At 71.7% G+C, this 20,695-nt stretch carries 21 protein-coding genes; 8 read left to right on the forward strand and 13 right to left on the reverse strand.

The features are described from left to right. Nucleotides 1-176: 176 nt before the first annotated feature. Both ACOKR1_RS19280 and ACOKR1_RS19285 read right to left on the reverse strand, forming a co-directional pair. Nucleotides 177-1,310, reverse strand: coding sequence for a LacI family DNA-binding transcriptional regulator (locus tag ACOKR1_RS19280; RefSeq protein WP_422934494.1), 1,134 nt, complete (start codon nucleotides 1,308-1,310; stop codon nucleotides 177-179). A 44-nt stretch (nucleotides 1,311-1,354) separates the two neighbouring features. Then, nucleotides 1,355-2,278: a D-isomer specific 2-hydroxyacid dehydrogenase family protein gene (locus ACOKR1_RS19285; protein WP_422934495.1), complete on the reverse strand. Its 924-nt coding sequence runs from the start codon at nucleotides 2,276-2,278 to the stop codon at nucleotides 1,355-1,357. A gap of 55 nt (nucleotides 2,279-2,333) precedes the next feature. On the opposite strand from ACOKR1_RS19285, the gene ACOKR1_RS19290 reads away from it, so the two are divergent. Then, nucleotides 2,334-2,816, forward strand: a complete 483-nt coding sequence (locus ACOKR1_RS19290) for a 2'-5' RNA ligase family protein (RefSeq protein WP_422934496.1) — start codon at nucleotides 2,334-2,336, stop codon at nucleotides 2,814-2,816. 72 nt (nucleotides 2,817-2,888) lie between these two features. Here the strand turns inward: ACOKR1_RS19290 and ACOKR1_RS19295 are convergent, their stop codons facing one another. Beyond that, a complete protein-coding gene (locus tag ACOKR1_RS19295) occupies nucleotides 2,889-3,359 on the reverse strand; it encodes a MarR family winged helix-turn-helix transcriptional regulator (protein ID WP_422934497.1) in 471 nt (156 codons plus the stop codon). Between the two features lie 83 nt (nucleotides 3,360-3,442). Here ACOKR1_RS19295 and ACOKR1_RS19300 point away from each other — a divergent pair, with 83 nt between their 5' ends. The 3 genes from ACOKR1_RS19300 to ACOKR1_RS19310 all read left to right on the forward strand — a co-directional run bounded on the left by ACOKR1_RS19300 (nucleotide 3,443) and on the right by ACOKR1_RS19310 (nucleotide 7,480). Further along, nucleotides 3,443-4,165, forward strand: coding sequence for a hypothetical protein (locus ACOKR1_RS19300; RefSeq protein WP_422934498.1), 723 nt, complete (start codon nucleotides 3,443-3,445; stop codon nucleotides 4,163-4,165). A 124-nt stretch (nucleotides 4,166-4,289) separates the two neighbouring features. Next, nucleotides 4,290-6,869 carry a glycoside hydrolase family 3 C-terminal domain-containing protein gene (locus tag ACOKR1_RS19305; protein WP_422934499.1) on the forward strand — a complete coding sequence of 860 codons (2,580 nt, stop codon included), beginning with the start codon at nucleotides 4,290-4,292 and terminating at the stop codon, nucleotides 6,867-6,869. Beyond that, nucleotides 6,866-7,480 (forward strand): TetR/AcrR family transcriptional regulator, encoded by a 615-nt coding sequence (locus ACOKR1_RS19310; protein ID WP_422934500.1) that lies wholly within the window; start codon nucleotides 6,866-6,868, stop codon nucleotides 7,478-7,480. Before ACOKR1_RS19305 ends, ACOKR1_RS19310 begins: the two co-directional genes overlap by 4 nt. A gap of 10 nt (nucleotides 7,481-7,490) precedes the next feature. Here the strand turns inward: ACOKR1_RS19310 and ACOKR1_RS19315 are convergent, their stop codons facing one another. The 6 genes from ACOKR1_RS19315 to ACOKR1_RS19340 form a co-directional block, all read right to left on the reverse strand. Further along, nucleotides 7,491-8,423, reverse strand: coding sequence for a helix-turn-helix domain-containing protein (locus ACOKR1_RS19315; RefSeq protein WP_422934501.1), 933 nt, complete (start codon nucleotides 8,421-8,423; stop codon nucleotides 7,491-7,493). 62 nt (nucleotides 8,424-8,485) lie between these two features. Beyond that, complete coding sequence (locus ACOKR1_RS19320; protein WP_422934502.1) at nucleotides 8,486-9,247, reverse strand: ABC transporter permease; 762 nt, start codon at nucleotides 9,245-9,247, stop codon at nucleotides 8,486-8,488. Then, nucleotides 9,240-10,019, reverse strand: coding sequence for an ABC transporter ATP-binding protein (locus tag ACOKR1_RS19325; RefSeq protein ID WP_422934503.1), 780 nt, complete (start codon nucleotides 10,017-10,019; stop codon nucleotides 9,240-9,242). Before ACOKR1_RS19325 ends, ACOKR1_RS19320 begins: the two co-directional genes overlap by 8 nt. Before the next feature lie 257 nt (nucleotides 10,020-10,276). Then, the gene (locus tag ACOKR1_RS19330; protein WP_422934504.1) at nucleotides 10,277-10,648 is read right to left on the reverse strand and encodes a hypothetical protein; all 372 of its coding nucleotides are present in this window, start codon (nucleotides 10,646-10,648) and stop codon (nucleotides 10,277-10,279) included. Nucleotides 10,649-10,671: 23 nt separating this feature from the next. Next, a complete protein-coding gene (locus ACOKR1_RS19335; RefSeq protein ID WP_422934505.1) occupies nucleotides 10,672-12,246 on the reverse strand; it encodes a Na+/H+ antiporter in 1,575 nt (524 codons plus the stop codon). Between the two features lie 36 nt (nucleotides 12,247-12,282). Beyond that, entirely contained in the window at nucleotides 12,283-13,251 is a 969-nt protein-coding gene (locus tag ACOKR1_RS19340; RefSeq protein ID WP_422934506.1) for an aldo/keto reductase, read from the reverse strand. A gap of 137 nt (nucleotides 13,252-13,388) precedes the next feature. On the opposite strand from ACOKR1_RS19340, the gene ACOKR1_RS19345 reads away from it, so the two are divergent. Then, nucleotides 13,389-14,219: an oxidoreductase gene (locus tag ACOKR1_RS19345; protein ID WP_422934507.1), complete on the forward strand. Its 831-nt coding sequence runs from the start codon at nucleotides 13,389-13,391 to the stop codon at nucleotides 14,217-14,219. Nucleotides 14,220-14,267: 48 nt separating this feature from the next. Here the strand turns inward: ACOKR1_RS19345 and ACOKR1_RS19350 are convergent, their stop codons facing one another. Then, complete coding sequence (locus ACOKR1_RS19350) at nucleotides 14,268-14,807, reverse strand: VOC family protein (RefSeq protein ID WP_422934508.1); 540 nt, start codon at nucleotides 14,805-14,807, stop codon at nucleotides 14,268-14,270. A 73-nt stretch (nucleotides 14,808-14,880) separates the two neighbouring features. Here ACOKR1_RS19350 and ACOKR1_RS19355 point away from each other — a divergent pair, with 73 nt between their 5' ends. After that, nucleotides 14,881-15,684 (forward strand): helix-turn-helix domain-containing protein, encoded by an 804-nt coding sequence (locus ACOKR1_RS19355; RefSeq protein ID WP_422934509.1) that lies wholly within the window; start codon nucleotides 14,881-14,883, stop codon nucleotides 15,682-15,684. On the opposite strand, the gene ACOKR1_RS19360 is transcribed toward ACOKR1_RS19355, so the two are convergent. Together ACOKR1_RS19360 and ACOKR1_RS19365 are read right to left on the reverse strand one after the other, a co-directional pair. Continuing rightward, a complete protein-coding gene (locus tag ACOKR1_RS19360; RefSeq protein ID WP_422934510.1) occupies nucleotides 15,672-16,763 on the reverse strand; it encodes an NADH:flavin oxidoreductase/NADH oxidase in 1,092 nt (363 codons plus the stop codon). The two genes, ACOKR1_RS19355 and ACOKR1_RS19360, sit on opposite strands and share 13 nt — an antisense overlap. Before the next feature lie 26 nt (nucleotides 16,764-16,789). Continuing rightward, a complete protein-coding gene (locus tag ACOKR1_RS19365) occupies nucleotides 16,790-17,833 on the reverse strand; it encodes an NAD(P)-dependent alcohol dehydrogenase (protein ID WP_422934511.1) in 1,044 nt (347 codons plus the stop codon). A 120-nt stretch (nucleotides 17,834-17,953) separates the two neighbouring features. Between ACOKR1_RS19365 and ACOKR1_RS19370 the strand changes: the two genes are divergently transcribed. Together ACOKR1_RS19370 and ACOKR1_RS19375 are read left to right on the forward strand one after the other, a co-directional pair. Continuing rightward, nucleotides 17,954-18,304, forward strand: a complete 351-nt coding sequence (locus tag ACOKR1_RS19370; protein WP_422934512.1) for an ArsR/SmtB family transcription factor — start codon at nucleotides 17,954-17,956, stop codon at nucleotides 18,302-18,304. Nucleotides 18,305-18,319: 15 nt separating this feature from the next. Then, entirely contained in the window at nucleotides 18,320-18,823 is a 504-nt protein-coding gene (locus tag ACOKR1_RS19375; RefSeq protein WP_422934513.1) for a PfkB family carbohydrate kinase, read from the forward strand. 59 nt (nucleotides 18,824-18,882) lie between these two features. Here ACOKR1_RS19375 and ACOKR1_RS19380 read toward each other — a convergent pair whose 3' ends face one another. After that, on the reverse strand, nucleotides 18,883-20,475 hold the full coding sequence (locus ACOKR1_RS19380; RefSeq protein ID WP_422934514.1) for an AMP-binding protein: 1,593 nt from the start codon (nucleotides 20,473-20,475) through the stop codon (nucleotides 18,883-18,885). Nucleotides 20,476-20,695: the final 220 nt, after the last annotated feature.

Here is a 20,695-nt window from a genome sequence, read left to right on the forward strand (position 1 = left end):
GCCTCTCGACGAATGTGAACGCTCTCACGTTTTAGTGTTAGCGTTCACATAGGTCGTGTCAAGGAGCCTCTGGCGTTTCGGGTACAGATGATCTGCACCCGAAACGGGGTGGGACGCGAGTTGGCGTACCCGAGACGGGTGGGGTTAGGCGGCCGGGCCCGTTGTCGAACGCGGGATCAGCTCCGCCGGGACGATCGAGCCCACGGCCGGCACCTCAGGCCCGGCTGGCTCAGGCCCGGCTGGCCCAGGCCCGGCTGGCCCAGGCCCGGCTGGCCCAGGCCCGGCTGGCCCAGGCCGGCTGGCCCAGGCCCGGTGGCCCCAGCGCCCGCCGTCTCGCGGCCCGCCGGCTCCGGCGCGCCCTCGATTTCGGCGACGAGTATCGCGAGCGCCCGCCGCCCGAGCTCCTCGAAGTCCTGCCTCACGGTGGTGAGCGGCGGAATGTAATAGCCGGCCTCGGGGACGTCGTCGAACCCCACCACCGAGACCGTCTCGGGTACCGATACTCCCCGCTCATGGAGTGCCCGGAGGACGCCGAGCGCCATCTGGTCGTTGGCGGCAAACAGCGCCGTGGGCGCGCCGGGAGCCTGCGAGGCGACGTCGTCCGCGAGGGCAAGCCCCGCCTCGTAGCCGCCCGCGGCGGTCCAGTCGCCCTCGCGCCGCCACGCGCCCTCGACCTCGACCCCGGCCTCGGCCAGCGCGGCCCGCCACCCGGCGTCGCGCGCTTCGGCGTCGATCCAGCCGCTCGGCCCCGCGAGGTGGCCGATGCTCCGGTGACCGAGCCCGAGAAGGTGCTCGACGGCGTCGCGCGCCCCCTGTTCCTGGTCGACGCGGACGCCCGCGATCCCCGGCTCGCCGCGCGTCCCGACCGCGACGACGGGCACCCCCGCGCGCAGCCCGCGGAGCGTCTCGAGCGTGCCGGGGTGGGGCACGACGACGACGATCCCGTCCACCGATTGGTCCTGGAAGTGACCCACGGCGTCCGCGATCGACTCGGGAGTCACCTCGCGCAGACCCGCGATGCTCACGAAGTAGCCAGCATCGCGCGCGGCCTGTTGGACGCCCAGCAGCGTGTTGGCCGGGCCGAACGCGCCCATCTCGCTGCCGAGGACGCCGATGGTCTGCGAACGCCGGGTCACGAGGCTGCGCGCGGCAGTGTTGCGGCGGTAGCCGAGCTCGGCAATGGCGGCCTCGACGGCGGCGCGCGCCTTGGGGCTCACGTGCGGATGGTCGTTGAGCACGCGGGACACCGTTTGGTGCGAGACTCCCGCCTCACGGGCAACGTCCTGCATCGTGGGGTGCGCCTGGCTCATGCTGCTCACCCTATCCGCGCGACCCCGCGCCGACCCGCCGGGACTCAGTACCCAGCGGCGGCGTCGACGAGGCCCTCGAGCGGGAGGCCCATGGCGAGCCGATGCACGTTGATCTCGACCCTCTCGCCGAGGAGGGGCCGGATCATCTCGATGGTGTCCGCGGTGTGCGGGGTGATGAGGGCGCGCGGCTCGTCCCACAGGGGGTGGCCGTCGGGGAGCGGCTCGGGGTCGGTCACGTCGAGTCCCGCTCCGAGGATGCGGCCCTCCGCGAGCGCGGCCACGAGCGCGTCCGTGTCGACGAGCCCGCCGCGGGCGATGTTCACGAGCACGGAGCCGGGCTTCATGACCGCGAGCTCCGCCTCGCCGATGAGCTTCGACGTGCCGGGCGTGAGGGCTGCGGCCACGACCACGACGTCGGCCTCGGGGAGCAGCTCGGCGAGGTGCTCCGCCGTCGTCGTTCGCCGGGCGCCGGGGACGGGCGCGTCGGTGCGCCGCACGACGTCGATCTGCATGTCGAACGCGGCGAACAGCCGCAGGAGCTCCATGCCGATCCCGCCCGCTCCGATCACCACGGCCGTGAGCCCGTGGAGCGACGTCCCCGCGGACGCGCCCCAGCTGCGCGCGGCGGCGCGCTCGGGCAGGTGGCGGTACAGCGCGAGGGTGAGCGCGAGCGCATGCTCGGCCACGGGCTTCGCGTAGGCGCCCTTCGCGCTCGTCCAGACCTTGTCGGGATGTGCGGCGAGCGCGTGCGCGTACGACTCGATCCCGGCCGAGGGCAGCTGAACCCAGCGGATCGACGGCGTCCCGTCAAGGAGGTCCTGGAGGGCGTGCTTGTCGTTGCCGTGGTCGAGGACGAGGCCTTCCGGCCGCTCGTCGAGGCCGACGACGACGCCCCCTCCCGCGGCGATGGCGTCAGTGAGGAAGGGCAGGACTTCGCCGTGGATCGCGATGCGGGGAGTCGTGGTCATGTGCCCAGCCTAACGGCGGACGCTGGACGCTCCCGATGGCTCGTAGGATCGTCAGGTGCACCGCTTCGCCGTCGTCCTCCCGCTCGAGCCCATGGCTCTCGGCGAGCGCTACGCCGTGCGCGATTGGCCCCTCCATCTCACGGTCACCCCCGTCTTCGCGACGGGGGCGACGACGGCGACGCTCGCCGCGCGGATGGGCGAGGTCGCCTCAGCGCACGGTCCGCTCGACGCCGTCGCGGGGCCGGGCGAGCTGTTCGGGCCGCGCCACGATACGCCGGTCGCGCTCGTGGACTCGGCCGAGGTGCGCGCACTGCACGCGGTGCTCACAGATGCACTCGCGCCCCTCGGCATCCGGTTCGATTCGCCGCACTACGCCGGCGAGGGCTTCCGGCCCCACATCACGGCGACGACGCGCGGCGCGGCCGAGGACGGCCAGCTGCTGCGGCTCGCTCAGCTCGCGCTCGTGGACATGGAGCCGGGGCCGGGCCAAGGGCGTCCGCAGGTGGTAGCGGTCGCGGCGCTCGACGGCGGGCGCTGACAGGGCCCGGGAATTGCTGATCATCGTCGGCTGGGTGCAGCTCGCGCGGTCCCGGCGTGCGACGTCCCGGCGTCAGCGCGACGCCTCGCGATAGCCAATATGGACCTCCGAGTCGAGGCCCCGAAGGGAGCTGAGCTTCGAGAGGAGCCCGAAGAGCTCGGTGGCCTGCTCGGCGGTGAGGCCGTCGACGATCGCGGCCTCCTGCGCCTCCGCAGCGTGGCGCAGCGATCGGAGCACAGACGCCCCTGACTCGGTGAGCCGGAGCTCCTGAACGCGGCGGTCTGCGGAGCTCCGCGTGCGCGTGACGAGCCCGGCGCCCTCGAGGCGGTCGATGAGCGCCACGACGCGACTCTGGACCGAGCCGAGCGTCTCGGCGAGCGCGCGCTGGCTGATGCCCGGGGACCGGCCGATGATCCGGACCACGCCGGCCTCCGACGGGGTGATGCCCAGGCCGCGCGTCTGGTCCGCGAAGAGCTCGGCGGCGTGGGCTCCCAGCTGGGCGAGCAGGAATCCGATGCGGGCTGGGCGCCCGGTGCTTGGCATAGACCCGTCTGGCCTCAAGCTCTCTGGCATGGATCCACAGTACAGCATTGACTGTATGATTCACTAGGTGAATAATTGCAGCCATGACCGATCTGACAGCTCCCGCCTCACGCCCCGAGGCCGCGCGATCCGGCCGCCGCCCCGACGGGCCGAACGCGGGGATCCTCGCGCTCGTCGCCCTCATCCTCTCGATCGCCGCCGTCGCGCTCCCCGCCTTGGCAGCGGGCACCACCTACCCCTCGCCGTCGACTCCGTCCGATGACATCGCCCGCTATTTCACCGGCCACAACTTCTCGGCAACCCTCACCGGGTTCCTCGCCTTCGGGGCCTCGGTTCCCCTCGGGATCTACGCCGCGACCACCTACGCGCGGCTCCTCCGGCTCGGCATCCGAGTACCTGGGCCCAACATCTCGTTCTACGGCGGCATCGCCGCCTCGATCACGCTCGGCGCGTCCGGCCTCCTCATCTGGGCGGTGAGCCAGACGGCCTCCGAGGCCCCCGGCGCCGTCGTCCACCTCGTCGCAGACGCGGCGTTCGCGCTCGGCGGCTTCGGCTTCGCCACCGGCGCCGGGCTGCTCATCGCCGGCATCGCGGTGCCGGCCCTCATCCTGCGGCTCACGCCGCGATGGCTCGCATGGACGGGGCTCGCGCTCGCCGCCATGGGCGAGATCTCGTTCCTCGGCATGTTCTGGCCCGGGCTCGACTATCTCCTGCCGATCGTCCGCTTCATCGGGCTGGCCTGGCTCGCCGTCGTCGGCTTCATCCTCCCCCGCAACCGGCACGAGGTCCCGAAGCGCGGGGACTGAGCCCGGACCAGACAGGACCCGCCCCCGCTGAGACCGAGCCTCCCGGGCGGGGCCTTGTGCTCCGCGTCACGGACTGGAATAGTTTATGTTGACTATTACCCATTCGAGACCCCGGAGCCCACCCATGTCCACCGGCAACCACCCCTACGCTCCCCTCATCTCGCAGCTCTCGCTCGAGGAGAAGGTGCGCCTGCTCACGGGCGAGACGGCGTTCACGCTGCCCGGCAACGAAGCGATCGGCCTCGCTCCGCTCGCGTTCTCCGACGGCCCCACGGGCGTGCGCGGCCTGAAGTTCGTGGGCGGCGAGGCCGTGGCGCTCTTCCCCAACGCGACCCTCATCTCCGGTTCGTGGGACGACGAGGTCGCCGAGGAGGTGGGCCACATGCTCTCCGAGGAGGCCCACCGCCAGGGCATCCACGTGGTCCTCGGCCCGACCGTGAACCTCCACCGCAGCCCGCTCGGCGGACGCCTCTTCGAGGCCTACTCGGAGGACCCCTACCTCACCGGTCGCACGGCGTCGGCCTACGTGCGCGGCATGCAGGACAACGGCACGGCGGCCTGCCTCAAGCATCTCGTGGCGAACGAGTCCGAGACCCTGCGGAACTTCATGGACTCCCGCGTGTCCGAGACCGCGCTGCGCGAGGTCTATCTCCTGCCGTTCGAGATGGCCGCCCACGACGCCGGGGCCTGGTCCATCATGGCCGCCTACAACGACATCAACGGCGTCTCCGCCACGGAGAACGGCCACATCAACGAAGAGATCGTCAAGGGCGAGTGGGGCTGGGACGGCCTCCTCATGAGCGACTGGTTCGCCACGAAGCGCACCGTCGAGTCCGCGAACGGCGGCCTCGACCTCGTGATGCCCGGCCCTGACGGACCCTGGGGCGAGCGGCTCGTCGCGGCCGTGCGCCGCGGCGACGTCTCCGAAGACACCGTCGACGAGCACGTGACGCGGCTCCTGCGCCTCGCCGATCGCACGGGCGGCCTGCGCACGGGCGGCCTGCGCGTGGGCGGCACCGATGGGACCGACGGCGGCGCGAACGACGGCGGCCCTGTCGCCAGCCCCTTCAAGACCGGCATGCCCGCGCCGGACTCCGCAATCCGCAGGGAGCAGCTGCGCCGCATCGCGGCGCGCGGCATGGTTCTGGTCAAGAACGATCGCGGGGCGCTGCCGCTCGACGGCGCGGCTACCGGCGCCGTCGGAGGAACAGTCGGGGGAGCCGTCGCGCTCGTCGGTCGCCACGCGGTCGCGACCCAGGACATGGGCGGAGGCTCGGCCCAGGTCAACCCGCCGTACCAGTCAACGGTCGCCGAGGGCCTCGCCGAGCGGCTCGGCGAGCGCCTCACCGTCGTGGACGGCGTCGACGTCCGCAACCGGCCGGTCCCGGCGAACCCCGCGTTCGTCGCCGACCCGGTCACAGGCGAGCCCGGCCTCCGCGTCACGTATCTCGCCGCGGACGGCACCGAGCTCGAGTCCGCCCACGAGGCCGGCTCGGCCCTCCTCATCGGCTTCGATGACGGTCGCGCTGAGCCTCCCGCCGCCGTCGTCCTTTCTGCGGTGCTCGCGAACGACGCCGGCCCGGTCCGGTTGGGCGGCATCGGCGCCGGCCGCTGGACGTTCGCGGTCGACGGCGACGACGTCGCCACCGCGAGGCTCGCGTTCTCGGGCTCCGACCCGGGCGAGGGCGTGCTGCGTCCGCCCGCCTACGCCGAGCACCGGGACCTCCCGGCGGGCGCGAGCGTGACGGCGAAGCTCGAGTTCGAGCCGGTGGACTGGCGGGAGATGCTGGGCCGCAATCCCGCGATCAAGCTCGCCGAGGAGAGCCACCTGCTGAGCACCGGGTCGTTCAACCTCGTGGGCCTCGTCGCCGAGCCGGCGGGCCGCACGGACGAGGAGGCGATCGCCGCCGCCGAGGCTGCGGCGCGCGCGGCGGGGACCGCCGTCGTCGTCGTAGGTCTCACCGAGGAGGACGAGACCGAGGCGTCCGACAAGCGAACGCTCGCCCTCCCCGGCCGCCAGGACGAGCTCGTGCGGCGGGTCGCCGCCGCGGCGGAGCGGACGGTCGTCGTCGTCAATGCGGCGACCCCCGTGCTCATGCCGTGGCTCGCCGACGTCGACGCAGTGCTCATCGCGGGCCTGCCCGGGCAGGAGGGCGGCCACGCGATCGCCGCCGTGCTCACCGGGGAGGCCGAGCCGACCGGGCGGCTCGTGACCACGTACCCCGCGGCCGACGGCGCGTCCCCGGCGTGGGACGTCGCCCCCGACGCCGCGCTGCGGCTCCACTACACCGACGGCACGGCCGTGGGCTATCGAGGCTGGCACGCCGGCAACGCGCCCGAACCGCTGTTCTGGCTCGGCCACGGCCTCGGGTACGGGAGCTGGGAGTACGGCGAGGTGCGCCTCGTCGGGACAAACCCGGCCCCCACGCTCGAGGTCGAGGTGACGAACACGTCCTCGCGCCCGTCCCGGGAGACGGTTCAGGTCTACTTCACGCCCACGGAGCCGAGCGACCCCATGCGGCTCGCGGGCTACGCGGGTGCCGACGTCGCCACTGGCGAGACGGCCACGGTGACCGTCACGTGCGATCCGCGCCTGTTCCGCCGCTGGGACGATGCCGTGGGCAGCTGGGCGCCCCTCGGTGCTGGCGAGCTGACCGTGGCGCGCGGGCTCGGCGACGTGAGGGCGCGGGTCTCGCTGCCGTGAGGCGCGCGAGCGGGCGGCCCAAAGGTGCCGACAGCGCGGCGCGGCGCGAGGAGATCCTCGCCGCCGCGGCGCGCATCTTCTCCGAGGAGGGCTACCGCGGGACGTCGATGAGCGCGATCGCAAGGGCCTGTGGCCTCAGCCAGACGGGGCTCCTGCACCACTTCCCCACGAAGGAAGACCTGCTGCGCGCCGTCATGGAGCGCCGCGACGCGATCGACGCCGCACGGACCCTCGGCGCGGACGGGCAGCGGCCGCGCGGCTGGGACTTCTTGGACCGGCTCGTGCAGCTGGTCCTCAACAACCAGGAGCAGCCCGGCATGATCCGCCTCTACACGACCGTAGCCGGCGAGGCCGTGGATCCGGCGCACCCGGCCAACGCCTGGCTCGTGGAGCACCACCGGGGCGCCGCGCGCGCGTTCCGGGAGGCGCTTCTCGAGGCGGGCGAGGACGGCCGGCTCAAGCCCGACGCACCCGTCGAGTCGATCGTCCGCTGCCTGCTCGCTGGCATGGACGGGCTACAGATCCAGTGGCTCTCCGACGGCGAGTACCAGGACATGGCTCGGGACTTCGCCGTCCTCGCCGACGCGCTGCGGGCGCGCTGGGAGGCGTGAGGGCCGAGGCTCAGCCGGCGCCCTCGGAAGGCGCCCGCTCGGCCAGCGCCGACGTCTCGCGCGACACCGCCGGCCGCGCCGCCGTCGTTCGCTCTGTTGCCGCGGTCGCCGCCCAGCTCGCGAGCAGCTTGAGCCGCTCCTCGCTCGCCGATCCGGGCTCGGCGGTGTACGCGAACATGGTCCAGCCCGGGTTGGCGGGCAGCTCCATGGCCTCGTAGCTCAGCTCGAGGTCGCCCACCACCGGGTGGTGGATGCGCTTGACGCCCGTCCGATGGAAGCGGACATTGTGCGCGGCCCATCGCGTACGGAACTCGTCGCTCCGCGTGGCGAGCTCGCCGATGAGCTCAGTGAGCCCCTTGTCAAGGGGATTCCGACCGGCGTACCCGCGGAGGGTCGCGACGACGTCGTCCATGTTCTTGTCCCAGTCCGGGTAGAAGTCCCGGGCTGCGGGGTCGAGGAACAGGAAGCGCGCGTTGTTGGGCGGGCTGCCGCCGCCCTCGAGCGCCGGGGCGTAGAGCGCGCGGCCCAGCGCGTTGAGGGCCAGGAAGTCCATGCGCTCGTTGCGCACCCACGCGGGCGCGCCCGAGACCGCGTCGAGGAATCGCTGGAGGCTCGGCCGCACGAGGGGCTGGGCGGGCGGACGACGGCGGGAGGCCGGCTGCCGCTGGGCCGCCCGGGCAAGGTCGAACAGGTGGGCGGTCTCGGCGTCGTCGAGCTGGAGGGCGCGGGCGATCGCGTCAAGGATGTCGTCGGAGACGCCCGCGAGGTCTCCCCGTTCGAGGCGCGCATAGTAGTCGACGCTCACATTGGCGAGGAGCGCGACCTCCTCGCGGCGCAGCCCCGGCACGCGGCGGCGGCTCCCGGCCACAATCCCCGCCTGCTCGGGAGTCACGCGGGCGCGCCGGGTCCGGAGGAACTCGCGCACTTCGCTCTTGCTGTCCATCCTTCGAGGCTACGCTCGGCCGGGGCAGCGAGGGGCGCCCTGTCAGGGCACCTCATGGACGCCTACTGCGGCTCCCAGCGGAACCAGCGGATCCCGAGCCAGGCGAAGACCACGATGTAGCCGAGGGACGCGATGAGACCGTTCGTCGCGTCGGAGCCCCACGGCGCGATGTTCAGGACCGCGGAGAACAAGTTGATGAGGGCACCGACCGGCGTCCACGCCGCGAAGTTCTTGAAGTCGTCGCCGAGGATGCCCGTGGAGCCGAAAATGCCCGTGAGCACCAGGGCGATGAAGAGGACCCGGCCGATCGCGTTGATGGCCGTGACCGACTTGATGACCCCCACGAGGGCCTGCCCAATGCTCAGGAACACAGCAGCGCCCAGCAGCGAGATCACCAGCATGAGCAGATACTCGCCCACCGTGAATGCGGTGTTGTGCATGATGCTGCCCACGATCATGACGAGGACCGATACCGCGAGGTTCATGGCGAGCTGCACCGTGAGCCGGCTCACCATGATCGCCCACGTGGGCGTCGGCGTGACGCGGAGCCGCTGGAAGACTCCGGCCTCGCGGTCGCGGGCCACCGTCGTCGAATAGCCGATCAGGGCCGAGGACAGCAGTCCATACGTGATCGCCATCCCGATGAGGAAGCCCGGATTGCCGAGCTTTCCGCCCCGGTTGGTCACGAACAGGATGATGAGCGGCAACAGCAGGTTGAGGACGAGGGCCTGCCGGCTGCGGAACAGGACGGCCGTGTCCGCCCGCAGGAGCGATCTCAGCGTGAGGCTGAGCGGCGGCACGATCGGGGTGAGCGTGTCAGTCACGGATAGCACTTCCTGTCAGTCCGATGAAGACATCTTCGAGGGTCACATCGCCACGGGCCACGGCGAGCACCCGCGGATCGTCGCGGTGCATCGCCACGAGCTCGCTGGGCGCGCCCAGGGCCTGGAGCCGGCCATGGTCCACGATGGCCACGCGGTCGCAGACCGACTGGGCCTCCTCCATCGAGTGCGTGGTGAGCAGGATGCTCCCGCCGCCCTGCCGCGACCTCTCGATGCGGTCCCACAGCTGGCGGCGCGACTGCGGATCGAGCCCAGAGGTGGGTTCGTCCAGCAACAGGATCGGCGGATTGTGGATGGTCGCGACCATGAGTGAGAACCGCTGCTGCTGCCCGCCGGAGAGCTTCTTGAACGGCTTGTCCATTTCCTGGCCGAGGCCCACGTCCTCGAGCCGCTCCCTCAGCTGGCGTCGCGAGAGGTCGAGCCCGTACAGGCCCGCGTAGAGGCGGGCGAGCTGCTCGATCGTGAGCTCGGCCTGGAAGCTCGAGGCCTGCAGCTGGACGCCGAGCTTCGCCTTGACGGCGAGGGGCGCGTGGACTGTTTCGGCGCCGTCGACCGTCACATGCCCCGCGTCGGGTTTGCGGAGGCCCTCGATGACGCTCAAGGTTGTTGTCTTGCCGGCACCGTTCGGTCCGAGGAGACCGAAGATCTCGCCGCGATGGATCGCGAAACTCAGGCCGTCCACGGCCGTCTGCGATCCGTAGCGAACCACGAGGTCCCGCACCTCGAGAATCGTGGGCGCCACTGCCTCATCCACCGAGCTACCTCCGTTGCTGGACGTGTCCATCACGAGCATAGGCCCGCGGTGGGCACCCTTCACGGGACAAGCCGGCCCCGCGGGCTGGCAGTGTCCTGTGAACGGGCGGCCGTCGCCGCACTGGTAGCCCTTCCCCGCACTGGTAGCCCTTCCCCGCACTGGGGCGGCGGGCCCGGCACTCCAATGCGGGGAAGCCGCCCCGGTGCGGGGAAGCCACGCCGGTGCGGGGAAGCCACGCCGGTGCGCCGGTGCCGGCCCTACTCCCCCTGGGCGGCCAGGTGCAGGGCGGCGGCCTGGAGGATGCCCTCGATGTCGGCGTCCGGGACGTCCCGCCGATAGGCCTCGGCAACGGTCTTGAACCCCGCGGCCATCCCCAGGAGCAGGCGCGTGTAATCAGGCGCAAGGGCCTCGATGACCTGTCGGACCACCTGTGGGAGGACCCCTTTGAGGACGGCCGCCTCCTCCGGCGAGCCGCCCGCGAGCGAAACCGACACGCCGTCGTCAACCTTGACCAGGGCCCGCAAGGATTCCTTGAACATCTGCGTCGCGGCGGGGTCGTCCGATTCCCACGACAGGGTCGCGGTGAGGATCCCGAGGCCGCGCTGGACCATTTCCGTCTCGTCACTCATGCCTCATCATCGCCTCTCCTGACCTATTCCGACTGCTGCGGGCGCGCGAGCCGAACCTCTTCGACGTCGAGCTGGGCTTGAATCTGGCGCAGCACGGCGTCGTCGATGACGCGCGTGTCCCGAAGCCGCACCACGGTGGCGCGCTTCCGCCCGATGAGCGCGAGGCGCAGCTCCGCGTATTGACGCGAACGGACGACGGCGGGCGAATCCTCGTCGCCGTCGAGCCCGGCAGACATCGCGGACACGTGTTCCTCATACTCGGCGCGGATCCGGTCGAGGACCTCGTCGTCGACGCCGAGTTCCCGCGCGATGGCCGGCATGGCACTGAACGCCTCCTCGGCCGCCATGCGCTTGGCGAGGATGAGTTCCTCGGCGGCCGAGGTGTCCACCGGCATGTGCGCCCAGCGGATCACCTTGGGCAGCAGCACGCCCTGAGCCCCGAGCGACGCGACGACGACGAACGCCGTGATGAAGACGATCGTGTCCCTCCCCGGGAACTGCGGCCCCTCGGGAATGGAGAGGGCGACGGCGAGCGACACCGCCCCCCGGAACCCGGCGAATGCGCTCACGAGGCGGGCGCGGTTCGTGGTCCGCAGGGTGCGCTGATACGGGCGCCGGTCGATGGCGCGAATGATGTAGGCGGAGAGCACGAGGAAGCCGAAGCGCGCCGCGATCGTCGCGGCGAACACCGCGACGCCGATGAGCAGCGCGCTTCCGAACGCCACGCTCGTGAGACCGCCGATCGCGGAGGGCAGCTGGATCCCCACGAGCACGAACAGGGCCCCATTGAGCAGGAACGTCAAGAGCGCCCACACGGCTCCGGTCTGCTGGCGCGTATAGGCGGAGATGGCGAGCGGCGACGCGTGCGCGATGTACAGGCCGCAGGCGACGACGGCGAGCACGGCCGAGGCGTGGATGAGCTCGGCACCGAGGAACGCGACGAATGGCGTGAGCAGCGTTCCCGCGTTTCCGTACAGCGGATTGGCGATGCGGCGCCTCGCCTCGAGCAGGATCCAGCCGACCGCGAGCCCGACGGCGGCGCCGCCCGCGAACGAATAGGCGAACTGCCCCGAGACCTGCAGGAAGTTGGGCGCCGTCCCGCCCGCGACGGCGCCGACCGCGACGCCATAGATCACGAGGGCCATCCCGTCATTGATGAGGCTCTCAGCCCTCAGGACGGAGATCTGCCGCCGCGGCAGCGAACGCCCGAGCGCGGCGACCGCCGTCGCGTCGGTCGGTGCGACCGCCGCGCCGATGATCCAGGCGGTGCCCCAATCGAGCCCCAGGCCGTGCGCGACGGCGGCCACGGTGGCCGCCGTCGCGAGCACGAGGAGGGTCGCGCTGAGCATGATCCCGCGGATGTACGTGCGGATGGTGCGGAGCGAGGTCGTGAGGCTCTCCCAGTACAGGAGCGCCGGGAGGAACAGCAGCAGCACGGTCTCGGGCGGCAGCCCGACATTCCGGAAGACCGGAATGAAGCTCAGCAGGACCCCCGCGGCAAGCAGGATCACGGGCGCGTTGGCCCGTATCCTCTCCGCGGCGATGCTGCCGAGGACGACGGCGGCGCCGAGGGCGACGACGAGTTCAAGACCGAGCATGGCGCACCTTTCAGGTCCAGACCCTCACGCCAAATTCTAGAATCCGGTGGGCATCCTCGGGGTGTAATTCTCCTCGAGGGCCGTAACCTCGTCCTCGGTGAGCTCGAGCTCAAGCGCCGCGACCGCGTCCGGGAGGTGGTGTGGTTTGGTCGCGCCCACGATCGGGGCCGTGACACCGGGGTTCCGGAGGACCCACGCCAGAGCCACCTGAGCCATGGGCACACCGCGGGCCTCCGCCACGCGCTGCACGGCGTCCGCGATCGGCTTGTCCTCGTCGCGGAAGAACCGCCGCTGGACGGGGTCTGTGTCGGCCCGCTGGGTGTGGCCGCCCCACGGCCGGGCGAGGCGCCCCTTCGCGAGCGGGCTCCACGGGATGCTGCCCACGCCCTCGTCGTCGAGGAGCGGGAACATCTCCCGCTCCTCCTCGCGCATCATGAGGCTGTACTGGTTCTGCATCGACACGAACGGGGTCCAGCCGTTCAGTTCCGCGGCGTGCTGGAGCTTCGCGAACTGCCACGCCCACATCGACGAGGCGCCGAGATAGCGCACCTTGCCGGCCTTGACCACGTCGTGGAGGGCCTCCATGGTCTCCTCGACCGGCGTCTCGGGGTCGAAGCGGTGGATCTGGTACAGGTCCACGTAGTCGGTGCCGAGGCGCGAGAGCGAGGCGTCGATCTGCTCCATGATCGCCTTGCGGGATAGACCCGAACCGCCCGGGCCGCCGTGCATCGGGAAGAAGACCTTGGTCGCGAGCACCACGTCCTCGCGGCGCGAGTACTTCTCGATGGCGCGGCCCACGATCTCCTCCGACGTCCCGTAGCCGTAGACGTTGGCGGTGTCCCAGAACGTGATCCCGAGTTCCACGGCCTGCCGGAAGAGCGGCTCGCCGGCGTCGTCGTCGAGCGCCCACTCGCTGAACCCACGGCTCGTGTCGCCGAAGCTCATGCAGCCGAGCGCGATGCGGCTCACGCGGAGCCCCGAATTGCCCAAACGGAGATATTCCATGGCCTCGACGCTACGTCTCGGAGAGACGCCGAGGGAGGGCCTGCCAGTCCACGGTTCGGCAGGCCCTCCCACGCGCGGGGGATATGCGGTGTTCTGGTGGATGTACCGAACGTGGTCGCTTCCCGAAAGGAACCTCAATGTCCACTTGGCTCATCACCGGCTGTTCGACCGGCCTCGGACGAGCGCTCGCGAGCGCCGTCCTCGAGAAGGGGCACAACGCGATCCTCACCGCCCGCAGCGCAGCCTCCGTCCAAGACCTGGCCGACGCCCACCCGGGGTCCGCCCTCGCGCTCCCCCTCGACGTGACGGATCCGGCGCAGGTCGCCGAGGTCACCCGGCAGGCGGAGCAGCGCTTCGGCGCCGTCGACGTGCTGGTCAACAATGCGGGCTACGGCTATCGCTCGGCGGTCGAGGAGGGCGGCGATGCCGACATCGAGAAGCTCTTCGCGACGAACGTCTTCGGGCCGGTCGCGATGATGAAGGCCGTCCTCCCGGGCATGCGCGCGCGGCGCAGCGGCGCGATCGTGAACATCTCCTCGATCGGCGCGCGCATCTGCCCGCCCGGATCCGGCTACTACTCGGCGAGCAAGGCCGCGCTCGAGGGCCTCTCCGGCTCCGCGCAGAAGGAGCTCGCGCCGCTCGGCATCAGCGTCACGGTCGTGGAGCCGGGCGGGTTCCGCACGGACTTCGCGGGGCGTTCGCTCACGCAGTCTGCCGAGCCGATCGCGGACTACGCGGAGACGGCGGGCAAGCGCCGCAAGGAGCATGACACCGTCCACGGCACGCAGCCGGGCGATCCGGACAAGGCCGCCGAGGCCATCATCGCCGCGGTCGAGGCGGAGGCGACGCCGGGCTTCCTGCTCTTGGGTCAGGACGCGCTCAACGCGTACCGCGCGACGGCGGCGGCCCAGGCCATCGAGGTCGAGGCGTGGGAGTCCGTGAGCGCCGGGACGGGCTTCGACGCCTGAGCCGGCGAGCACGGAGACTTCGGCTCACCCCGCCCGGCCGCAACCTAGCTACTCCTGGGCTGCCGGCGCAGACTCGGCCGACATCGACGCCGCCCACTCGGCGACGCGGCGCGCGGCTTCCTCGTCGGAGACATCCTCGACCCGGGTCATGACGGACCAGCGGATGCCGAACGGATCGCGGATGCTCGCGTAGCGGTCGCCCGTGACGAACGTCGCGGCCGGCTCGCGCAGCGTCGCACCGGCCGCGACGGCGCGCGCGACCGCGGCGTCCACGTCCGGGAGGTACACGCCAAGGGAGAGGCAGTCGTCCTCGCCCGCGGGCGGGAGCACGAGGTGGTACGCGGGATTGGGGTCGCCGAGCTCGAGCCGGCCGTTGCCGAAATCGACCACGGCGTGCGCCACGATCGGGTTCCCGTCCGCCCCGGGGAAGTCGGTGCGGCTCAGGAGACGGGCGCCGAACACCGTCTCGTAGAAGCCGATCGCTCCCGCCGCGCCGTCCACCACGATGAACGGCGTGAGGGACGTCGAGCCGATCGGGGTTCCATTGATGGTGTGCGCGCCGTCGGCAGCCTGATTCTGTTCACTCATGAGCCCACCGTAGGCATGCCGCGAGCGCGGCCGCTTGAAGAAACGCGACACGCTGGCGTCTACGATCGAACGCGTGGAGGAGCCCACGTCCCGCGGCCAGCTGACGCCCGATCCGCGCATCCCCATCGCCCGCATCGCGCCGCCCGAGTGGGCAGCGCACGCGATCAAGCACTTCTGGGTGGCCGAATGGTGTCTCCCGGCCGGGGTGGCCGCGCGCCAGCTCGTGCTCGGGTACCCCGTGCTCAATCTGGTCGCCGAGCCGAATCGGCTCGCCGTCTACGGACCGACGACGACGGCGGGCGCCCGAGTCCTCGAGGGCACCGGCTGGGGCGTCGGGGCGCTCTTGCGGCCCGCCGCCACGCCTCTCTTCACGTACCGGCCCGCGCGGTTCGCGAACGCCGAACGCGACGTTCTCGCGCCCGAGCTGCACGCCGCCGTCGCCCGCGCGATGGGGGGCCACCGCCCCGCCGGGGAGCGCTTCGCGGAGGCGACCGGCGCCGTCGCCCGCTGGATCGCGGGCCGGCTCCCCGAGGCCGACGCTCGCGGGCTCGAGGCGAACCGCCTCGCCGAGCTCGCCGACTCCGAGCCCGGGCTCCTGCGGGTCGCGGACCTCGCCGCGGCGATGGGCGCGTCGGAGCGCACGGTCGAACGGCTCGCGGCCGACTACCTCGGGCCCACCCCGGCCGCGCTCATGCGACGGCGACGCATCCAGCTCGCGGCCGAGCGGCTCCGCGCCGCCCCGGAGACGCCGCTCGCGGATCTGGCCCAGGAACTCGGGTACGCGGACCAGCCCCACCTCACGCGGGACTTCCGCGCCGTGCTCGGCCTGACCCCACGCGAGTACGCGCGGGGTCAAGCCGCGGATCACAGCACGTAGTCGTACTGCTGGATGAAGCGGCCGGGCGCGCCGAGCGCGGCCGCGGCGTTGTTGGCCCACGACGCGTCGCGCAGCAAGGCACGGCCCAGGAACACGGCATCCGCCGAGCCGGCCTCGATGAGCTGGTTGGCCCATTCGGGGTCCGCGATGCGGCCGACGGCGGCCACCGGGACCCCAGCCTCCGCGCGGATGATCGCCGCGTAACGGGTCTGGTAGTCGCGGTCCGCCGGGACGGGCACCGTGTCGATCCCGCCCGACGAGCAGTCCACGAGGTCCGCACCGCGCTGGGCGGCCCAGCCCGCGAGCCGCACGGCGTCGTTCACGGTCCAGCTCTCGCGCGGGTCCTCGGGGTTCTCGTGGATCCAGTCGGTGGTCGAGACGCGCAGGAACACGGGACGGTTCTCGGGCCACACGCGCCGCACGGCGTCGAGGACCTCGAGCGCGAGCCGCGCGCGGTTCTCGAGGCTCCCGCCGTACTCGTCGGTGCGCCGGTTCGAGACCGGCGAAAGGAACGAGTGCAGGAGGTAGCCGTGCGCCCCGTGGATCTCGACGGCGTCGAAGTCCGCCTCGAGCGCGCGGCGCGCGGCTTCGGCGAACTGCTCGACGACGCGGGCGATGCCCTCGCGGCTCAGCTCGGCGGGCACGGGGTGGCCCGGGAACGCGACAGCACTCGGGCCCACCGTCTCCCAACCACCCTCTGCGACGGGCACCGCGCCGCCGCCGGACCACGGCCGCGCCGAGGAGGCCTTCCGGCCCGCGTGCGCGAGCTGGATGGCCGGCACGGCTCCGGCCGCGCGGATCGCGCTCGTGAGCCGCGCGAACGCGGGGATCTGCGCATCGTCCCACAGGCCGAGGTCGTGTGCCGTGATGCGTCCCTCGGGGGCCACGCCCGTCGCCTCGACCGCCACGAGCCCCAGGCCGCCCGCGGCGCGCGAGGCGTAGTGGGCGAGGTGGAAGTCATGGGGACGGCCGGCATGGCCCTCGTCGGGCACCGCGCTGTACGTGCACATCGGCGACATCCACGCGCGGTTGGGCACGGTCACGCCGCGCAGCTGGAGCGGCTCGAAAAGGCTGGTCATGCTGGCTCCTTTCGGGGACCGTCGCGTCAGTTGAACGTCGCCGCGTCGATGACGAAGCGGTAGCGCACGTCGGAGGCGAGCACGCGCTCGTAGGCGTCGTTGATCTTCTCGGCCGGGATCACTTCGATGTCCGCGCCGAAGCCGTGCTCGGCGCAGAAGTCGAGCATCTCCTGCGTCTCCCGGATGCCGCCGATCGCGGAGCCGCTCAACGTCTTGCTGCCGCCGATGAGGCTGAACGCGTTGACCGGAAGGGGCTCCGCGGGCGCGCCGACGCACACCATGGCGCCTTCCGTGGCGAGCAGGCCGAGGTACGCGTTGAGGTCGATCGGGGCGCTCACGGTGTTGAGGATGACGTCAAACGTGCCCTTGAGGCGCTCGAAGGTCTCCGGCTCGGCCGTCGCGTAGTACTCATCTGCACCCAGGCGGAGGCCGTCCTCCTGCTTCTTGAGCGACTGGGAGAGGACCGTGACCTCGGCGCCGAGGGCGTGCGCGATCTTGACGGCCATGTGCCCGAGCCCACCGAGGCCGACGACGGCGACTCGCTTGCCGGGGCCCACGCCCCAGCGGCGCAGGGGCGCGTAGGTCGTGATGCCCGCGCACAGGAGCGGGGTCGCGACGTCGAGCGCGAGCGCGTCCGGGATGCGGACCACGAAGTTCTCCGCGACCACGACGTGCGTCGAGTAGCCGCCCTGCGTCAGGGTCCCGTCGCGGTCGAGCGAGGCGTACGTGCCCACGTTGCCCTCGAGGCAGTGCTGCTCGTTGCCCTTGAGGCAGTTCGTGCAGTGGCCGCACGAGTTGACCATGCAGCCCACGCCCACGCGGTCGCCCACGGTGTGCTTCGTGACCTCGCTGCCCACGGCGGTGACGATCCCGGCGATCTCGTGCCCCGGGACGAGCGGGTACTTGCGCTGGCCCCAATCGCCGCGGACGGTGTGGATGTCGGAGTGGCAGATGCCGGCGAACTTGATCTCGATGAGCACGTCGTGCGGCCCGACGTCCCGGCGTTCAATCGTGGTCTTCTCGAGCGGCTCGGTGGCGCTCGGCGCGGCGTAGGCGTTGACGGTGAGCATGGTGACTCCAATCCGAGGGTGGTGAGCCGGTCCCAGCCGATCGGCGGGACGGGAACTTCGATTGGCATCGTAGTACGATGTCTTCCGTACCTTCAATTCCCCGGATGCGAGAATTCAACCATGCGAGTCTTGGAGCACCCTGAGCAGGAGGAGATCGAGCTCGACGCCGTCCTCGCGGCCTTGGCCGATCCGATCCGGCGCCGGATCGTGTGCCAGCTCGCGGGCGGCCACGACGATCAGGCGTGCATCGCGTTCGAGCTTCCCGTGAGCAAGTCGACGTCCACGCACCACTTCCGGGTGCTGCGCGAGGCCGGAGTCATCGCGCAGCACTACCGAGGCACGGCCATCCTCAGCTCGCTGCGCTCCGAGGACCTCGACGCGAGATTCCCGGGGCTGCTCACGTCCGTCATTGCGGCCGAGCGCACCGCAAAGATCGCCACGAAGGCCCTCCCGAGGAGCGTCGCGCCATGAACGGCGTGTGCGTGGTTGGCAGCGCCAACGTGGACACCGTGGTCCGCGTCCAGCGCCACCCGCGCCGGCCGAGCGGGCGGAGCGACCGTGGTGCTCACGCCGTCGCCCGTCCAGGCGTTCCCCCAAAGCCTGCTGGACCTTGTCGACGTGCTCGTCCCGAACGAGCACGAGGCCGTCCAGCTCGCGGGCACGTCCGATCCCCTCGAGGCCGCGCGTTTTCTCTCGACCGCGAGCCGAACGGTCGTCGTGACGCTCGGGGCGAGCGGCTCCGCGATCGCCCGCGCGGGCGCGATCGTGAGCCGGATCGCCGCGATCCCCACGCGCCCCGTGGACACGACCGGCGCCGGCGACACGTTCGTGGGCGCGCTCGGCGCGATGCTCGCGCGCGGAGCGTCGGTCGAGCACGCTGCTGAGACGGCCTCCGCGGCCGCGGCCCTGAGCGTCTCGCGCGCGGGAGCGAGCGCGTCGATGCCCCATCTCGACGAGGTCACCGCGCTGCTCGCGGCCCGTCAGCTCTGACCACCAGGTCTTACCGCCAGCTCTGACACGAGCGCCGACCCGCGAGGGGCCGCGAGGGATCACCCGCGGTTGCGGAGCTCCCTCCGCAGGATTTTGCCCGAGGCGGACTTTGGGATGGCGTCGACGAACTCCACGAAGCGCACCCGCTTGTACGGTGCGACGCGCTCCTCGACGAACGCCATGACATCCTCGTCCCCCAGCTCCGCCTCCCCCTGCCGGACGATGAACGCCTTCGGCACCTCTTCGCCGTCGTCCGCCCGCACTCCGATGACCGCCGCGTCGGCCACGCGCGGGTGGGTGAGCAGGAGCGCCTCGAGCTCGGCCGGCGCGATCTGGTAGCCCTTGTACTTGATGAGCTCCTTGAGCCTGTCCACGATCGTGACGACGCCGTCCGAGGTCGCGGTCGCAATGTCTCCCGTGCGGAGGAAGCCGTCGGGATCGATCGTCGCCGCCGTCGCATCAGGGCGGTTGAGGTAGCCGAGCATGACCTGCGGGCCCCGCACGAGGAGCTGCCCAGGCTCGCTCACGCCCTCCGCGGGGACCTCGATCTCCTGGTCCGTCGCGGGGTCGAGGAGGCGGCACTCGGTGTTCGGCACCGTGTAGCCCACGGAGTCCAGCGGCACGCGGTCCGCCGCGTCGAGCGGGATGAGATGGGAGACGGGGCTCAGCTCGGTCATGCCGTAGCCCTGGAGCATCGTGCAGCCCAACCGCTCGGCGACCGCGTGTCCCAGCTCGCCGTCGAGGGGCGCCGCACCGGAGAGCGCGGCACGGACGGACGAGAGGTCGTACTTCTCGACGAGCGGATGCTTCGCGAGGGCCACCGCGATAGGCGGGGCGATGAAGAGGTACGAGCAGCGGTGGTCTTGCGTGATGCGGAGAAACTCGGCGAGGTCGAACTTGGGCATCGTGACGAGCCGGGCGCGCTCGCCGAAGGCGAGATTGAGCAGCACGGTCATGCCGTAGATGTGGAAGAACGGCAGGACGGCGAGGAGCACGTCGTCGCGAGTGACGCCTAGGAGGGCCCGCGCCTGGGCGACGTTGGCCACGAGGTTGTACTGGCTCAGCAGGACGCCCTTGGGCGTGCCGCTCGTGCCAGACGAGTACGGGATGACCGCGGCCGCATGCGGGTCAATGCTGACGTCGGGCGCCGGGAGGTCCGCCTCGAGCATGTCGGCGAGGTTGGGGTGGCCCGCGGCCGAAGCAGCGTCGCCGCCGTCGAGCACCACGAGCTGCTGCGGCGGAATGCCGGCCGCCTGGGCCGCGGCCTCCGCGCGGTCGCGGAACGGCGAGACGGTCACGAGCCACGTGGCGCCGGCGTCGGCGAGCTGCTTGCCGGCCTCCTCGGCCGTGTAGAGGGCGTTGACGGTGGTGACGGCCGCCCCCGCGCGCAGGATCCCGTGGAAAACGATCGCGAACGCGGGGACGTTGGGGCAGAACAGGCCGATCGTCGTGCCGGGCTCGGCCCCCTGGTCCGCGAACCAGCCCGCGGTCGCGTCGATGCGGGCCACGAGATCGCGGTACGTGGTCTCCGCACCGGACGTTCCGTCCACGAGTGCGATCCGCTCAAGGTCCTCGTCACCGAGCCCGCCGAACAGGCAGTCGTAGAGCGTGGCCTCGGGGATCTCGACATCCGGGTACGGGCTGGTGAACATGACGGCTCCTTCGACGCACCTGCGGCGGGACTCGCCGTGGGTTCATTGCATCGGTTCGGCCGGGCGAGGGCAAGGGCCCGCGCGGCACGGAGACTTTCGCAGGCGGCCCCGGACGGCGGGGGCGCGCTCGCGTCCAGTTGTTGCTTCCCAACCGGTCCTCGACGCGGCGCGTCGCGGCGGAACACGGAATCGGCGGCGATGAAACGGGCTGGAGCGCGGG

The organism is Sinomonas sp. P47F7 (assembly GCF_049332655.1).
In the GTDB taxonomy this organism is placed as follows: Bacteria; Actinomycetota; Actinomycetes; order Actinomycetales; family Micrococcaceae; genus Sinomonas.